This is a genomic window from Borrelia persica No12, assembly GCF_000500045.1.
Taxonomy (GTDB): Bacteria; Spirochaetota; Spirochaetia; order Borreliales; family Borreliaceae; genus Borrelia; species Borrelia persica.
Genome location: NZ_AYOT01000107.1, coordinates 1 through 4747 on the forward strand (window position 1 = coordinate 1; position 4747 = coordinate 4747).

A 4747-nucleotide genomic window follows, 5' to 3' on the forward strand; every position below is an offset into this window, starting at 1 on the left:
TTGTTCTTCATATACAGTACTTATACCTTCTAATTCTTCTCTAGTATATGGCATAGCAGATAAATCAGTTCCTGGCAATGTTCTACAAAGTCCACTTATTGCACATTTTCTTAGCATAAACACTGGCTTCTCTCTCCATACTGCTGTATTTCTACTACACTCTCCTAAAAGAACTGAAAAGCTATAACATTTTCCTTCGCTAGTACTCATATATGCAGTACACTGTAAGTCTTCTTTTTCTATTATATTACCTTTAGCATCAACTCTATAAGTCTTTAGCTTTTCTTCTTTAAATGAAAAATCTCTACTATCGTATCCATACTCATATACTCTTTTAAGCAAAGTTTGATATGCTACTACAACTGTTGGTCTCCCATTAAATGGTATTATGTATGCTTCTTTTTTAAATGGATTAAGATTATTTATTTTAAGCAAAGTTAAAATATCACGTTCTGATTGTAAATCTATTTTATCTAATCCATACATACATTTGTATGAATTCCATAATTTTAAAATATCTTCTGACGTAATTTCACTAATATATTTGTTAATAATTTCTTGCATATTTGTTTTTGTTATAGTTTTACTATTAACATTCATATTTAATCTCCTTTATGGTTATAAGAAAATTATATAACAAAAACTAAAATTAATAAATACTTTTTATAAAAAAGATGAAAAATGCTTATATATCAAATATCTTATAAAGTGAATAAATTAAGATAATATTTTAGATCTTTATTATTAAGTCTTTGTAAAAACCTAATAATAAAGATCTAAATCTTCATAGACGATCCATAAAAGATGTGTACAATATGAACACATGCTAATAATAATAGAAATAAATTACATCAAATTCAAAATAAAATCAACTATTTTTTATCATAATCCAAATGACACTAAAAATTCTCATTAAACATATCATACTTTAAGTATTTTTACTTTAAGGAAAGTATCCACAAAATACAATAATTTATAATTATAAAAAAATATGGCTAAATGCAATATTACACAATTTATTCTTAAACTCCATCGAAACAGATCTATTATCCTTTTTTAATATTTTTCATCTGATAAAATTTTCAAATTCCTTCACAAATTCTTTAAGCAAATCTTGCTTTTCCCAAAAAAGCCTATCTAATATAAAACCTGTCAATTTTGCATTCTTTTTGTAATAATTATAACTTTCTTGAGTCTTAAGTTGAAATCTTAATGGTTTTACTGGATTCTGTCTTGACTTCTTTATTTTTATACTTTCTCTAGTTTGTATATAATGAAGTGAATCATGAATGCCATTCTCAATTATATACTCTTCTTCAACTAAACCTTCTGCCATAGCATTTGCTATCTTTAAATAAACATAAACTTGACTTTTAGCAAGTCGATAACTTTTTATAAAGCTATCGAAACTTCTATGCCCATCTAACTTATAATATTGTTCATCCTTTATTTCTTTTAAAATTCTAATACAATCTATTTTATAAAAAATTTCTTTCCTAAAATTAGCTTTTAACCTATCTTTTAACATATTATAATGTAAGATTTTATCCTCATTGTTAGTCAATGATTTCTGCTCGTCAGGATCTTCTTCATCTGTTAAAAGCCTCTTATTTAATTTAATTTCCATAATAAATCCTCCTTTTATATAATAGTCCGGATTCCGGACTATTATACTTTACTTATTTTTATATATGCTGTAAAAGAATAGATAATGCATTCTTGTATTCCTTGATATAATCTCTACTTAAGTCAAAACTTTCATTTTGTGCTATTTTTTTATTTAAGTCTTCTCTTTCGTGTATAAAACCTAAAAAACCTCTTTTTGATTGAACATACTTTAATAATTGTTTATGTGTGTTATTTCTCTTAAATCTAGTTACAAGAATAAAAATTGGAAGTTTTATTTTTAACTTTTTTATATAAAACTCTAAGAGTTCCAAACTCTCAATTGACCATTTTTCTGCTGTCATTGGTACTATTACATGGCTGCTAGATAATAATGCATTTGCCAATGTAAACTCTAAACTAGGATTCGTGTCAATTATGATATAGTCATATTTTTTTCTTAAAAAGATCAAATTATCTTTTAACCTCAGTTCTTTAAGAGGTATAGATTCACTAGCAAATTTATGCAAACTCAAATAACTGGGTATTAAATCTAAATTACTTTGAAGATTCACAACAGAATCATTGATATCTAACCTTTCTGTTAAGACTCTATATATATTTTTTTTCACTATGCTGATTTTTTGATTTGACAATTCCTTATAAAAATAACTAGTGGTTGATGCTTGTGTATCAATATCAATCAATAGCACTTTATAATTAAGTGTCAAAAGAGTTGAAAATATAATGGCACTTGTACTCTTCCCCACGCCACCTTTTATTGATGCAATTGCAATTACTTTTGGTTTTTCTCTATCCATCTTGTTATAAGTCCTCCGCTTGGTAACTTCTTGTTATAAAATTCATATACTTCTTTTTCTAGCTTTTTTATTATTGTCAGCAATATCTTGCAATACATCGTACTTAATTTCTCCTTTTTAACCAAAGAAGAAATTCCCTTAATATAACAAAAGACACTTCCTTTTTTAAATCTAAACTCTATATAATAAATTTTTGAGAAAGTGGATGTTTTCAGCATACCATTTTCTTCATATCTTCTCATAATATTCTTTATAGGTTTTCTATATCCATAAAAAATACCTAGAAACTTATCATCATCTTTTAAAGAAAATAAATGAAATATGACTTTCTTTTCTTTGAAAAGTTCCTTTAAAATAAGAAAAAACCTGTCATTTTTATTTTTATCTATTCCAAATAGATAAAAATCCTTTATAATTTTCGTATGATACAGTGTTCTATTATTTTTTTTTTCAATCTGAATGAAAATGTTATTACTTCTTTCAGGTTGCTTTGGAATACATATCATATCTTATGTTTAACCCCATTTATCATCATGATTTTTAGTCTTAAAATTTTTTTAACCATTCTCTAGTTTTGCGCATGCTTTCTTCATATCTCTTCTTATTTGCATTTTCTTCTACTTTATCCAAATATCTCATTGTTTTCCATTTCCCAATATTTTTGATTAAAAGGTTGATTTCGTTTGTTTCTTTTATTGCATTTTCTTCTTTTTTTTGTTCTTCAATTTTCCTTTTTTTTATTAAAATTTCTTTTTCTTTTATTGAAAAATTTGTTTCTTGTGTTTTTACTTTTGCTTCTTTTTTTGTTTTTTCTTTTTTATTTTTTTTATTTATTATTTTTTTATTACTATTTATATATTGACTGACATTTTTAGTTGCACTTTTTCGTTTAAAAATTTTAATTCCATTTTCTTCACAATATTTTTGTTGAGTTTTTTTTGTGAATCCGTATACAGCATTTGCATCATGTTCAACAATTGCATCTTTGGCTCTTAGTAATTTTTTTAAATTATGAAGACTGTATTTATTTACTGAGTATCTTATATAAGAACCATTTCCTTCTCCTAATCTTAATAAAGTTTTTTGAATGATGCCTTTATTGCATAGAAGAGCCAAATCTTTTCTCAATGTTCTAAGTGTAATTGGCTTAAGACCATCTTTGATTAAGAAAGTATTTAATGCGTTTAAAATAGTTGTTTGATTATATCTAATTGCATTTTTTTGATAGTAGGTAGTTATTGATAATAACTTATAATATCTTTTGTGGTATCCTTTTAATGGTTGTGAATAGCTTCTAATTTTAGCATTTGTATTGTTCATTTATTTTCTCCTTTATGGATATTTATATCATCCATAATAACTCAATTGTTAGTAAAAAGTAAACCTTTTATTTCGATAAATATTTTTTTGTAAAATTTTATAAAAAAATATACAAATATTACAACAAAAAAAGTTGACAAAATCAATTATTGCTATAATATTTTTGTTAGATTTGTGAGATTTTTATAACCATAAAGGAGTTTAATATGAATACAAATATATTAAAAAAAGTTAACAAAGGAGATAATATGCATCATATCAGTTTACAAGCTCAAAGAATATTTGAAGGTTTTGAAGCATTTTTGCCACAAATTCAAGAAGAAGAAAACGTTAAACAAAAGAAAACAAGCAAAATAAGTAAAGTAGGACGTAAGATACCTGGTATTAGAAAACATGAATGTTTTAAATTCAATAGCAAAGATGATTTTAGTAAACAAAGAGAAGCTTTAACCCGAGTTGGTGCAAGTGAAGTTGGGAGCATATTTATTGGCGAAGAAAGTTTGAATGAATTTATAATAACAAAAGTACTTAAATTATTAGACAGAGAAGTGCCATTTAAAGACAGTTTAAGTATGAGAAAAGGTAAAGTATTAGAGAATTTCTTATTTGATGAATTTATTCGGGAACATGGAGAGAGAGTTGAGGTTTTGCATAGAAATAAATATGCCAATGGAATAGATAAATATAACTACTTTAAGGAAATTTCTGGTGCAAAGAATTTAGTTGGATCAACAATTGATGGGTGGTTTATAAACAAAGAAGGTGAAGCTGAACTTTTAGAGCTTAAATCTAGTGATAGTTATCAGTTAAAAGAAGCTGCATTGGAATATAACCGTACTGGTAATTTTATAGAGAGTAAATATTTCTTTAAATATTATGTACAAGTACAAATACAACTTGCATGTACGGGTTTAAGCAAAGGCAATTTATTTTTGACAGTAGGGAATGAAGTAATTAATTGTGAAATTAAAAGGGATAACGATTTTGTTATTGAAGTAATT

Annotated in this window: 6 protein-coding genes; 1 reads left to right on the forward strand and 5 read right to left on the reverse strand. The window is 25.3% G+C overall.

All coding sequences use genetic code 11. The annotated features are described in order from the left end of the window. The 5 genes from U881_RS0102255 to U881_RS0102275 all read right to left on the reverse strand — a co-directional run. A partial coding sequence (locus tag U881_RS0102255; RefSeq protein ID WP_024653100.1) for a recombinase RecT occupies nt 1-600 on the reverse strand: 600 nt, incomplete at its 3' end. A gap of 466 nt (nt 601-1066) precedes the next feature. Then, on the reverse strand, nt 1067-1627 hold the full coding sequence (locus U881_RS0102260) for a chromosome replication/partitioning protein (protein ID WP_024653101.1): 561 nt from the start codon (nt 1625-1627) through the stop codon (nt 1067-1069). Between the two features lie 58 nt (nt 1628-1685). Continuing rightward, a complete protein-coding gene (locus U881_RS0102265) occupies nt 1686-2426 on the reverse strand; it encodes a ParA family protein (protein ID WP_024653102.1) in 741 nt (246 codons plus the stop codon). Then, complete coding sequence (locus tag U881_RS0102270; protein WP_024653103.1) at nt 2402-2932, reverse strand: DUF226 domain-containing protein; 531 nt, start codon at nt 2930-2932, stop codon at nt 2402-2404. The genes U881_RS0102265 and U881_RS0102270 overlap by 25 nt, the downstream gene beginning before the upstream one ends. Before the next feature lie 40 nt (nt 2933-2972). Next, nucleotides 2973-3746, reverse strand: a complete 774-nt coding sequence (locus tag U881_RS0102275) for a plasmid maintenance protein (protein WP_024653104.1) — start codon at nt 3744-3746, stop codon at nt 2973-2975. Nucleotides 3747-3952: 206 nt separating this feature from the next. Between U881_RS0102275 and U881_RS0102280 the strand changes: the two genes are divergently transcribed. Next, on the forward strand, nt 3953-4747 hold a 795-nt coding region (locus U881_RS0102280), incomplete at its 3' end, for a YqaJ viral recombinase family protein (RefSeq protein ID WP_024653105.1).

Coding starts and splice junctions, on each gene's coding strand:
- U881_RS0102265 (WP_024653102.1), bottom strand. CDS start 2,426: ATGGATAGAGAAAAACCAAAAGTAATTGCAATTGCATCAATAAAAGGT.
- U881_RS0102260 (WP_024653101.1), bottom strand. CDS start 1,627: ATGGAAATTAAATTAAATAAGAGGCTTTTAACAGATGAAGAAGATCCT.
- U881_RS0102270 (WP_024653103.1), bottom strand. CDS start 2,932: ATGATATGTATTCCAAAGCAACCTGAAAGAAGTAATAACATTTTCATT.
- U881_RS0102275 (WP_024653104.1), bottom strand. CDS start 3,746: ATGAACAATACAAATGCTAAAATTAGAAGCTATTCACAACCATTAAAA.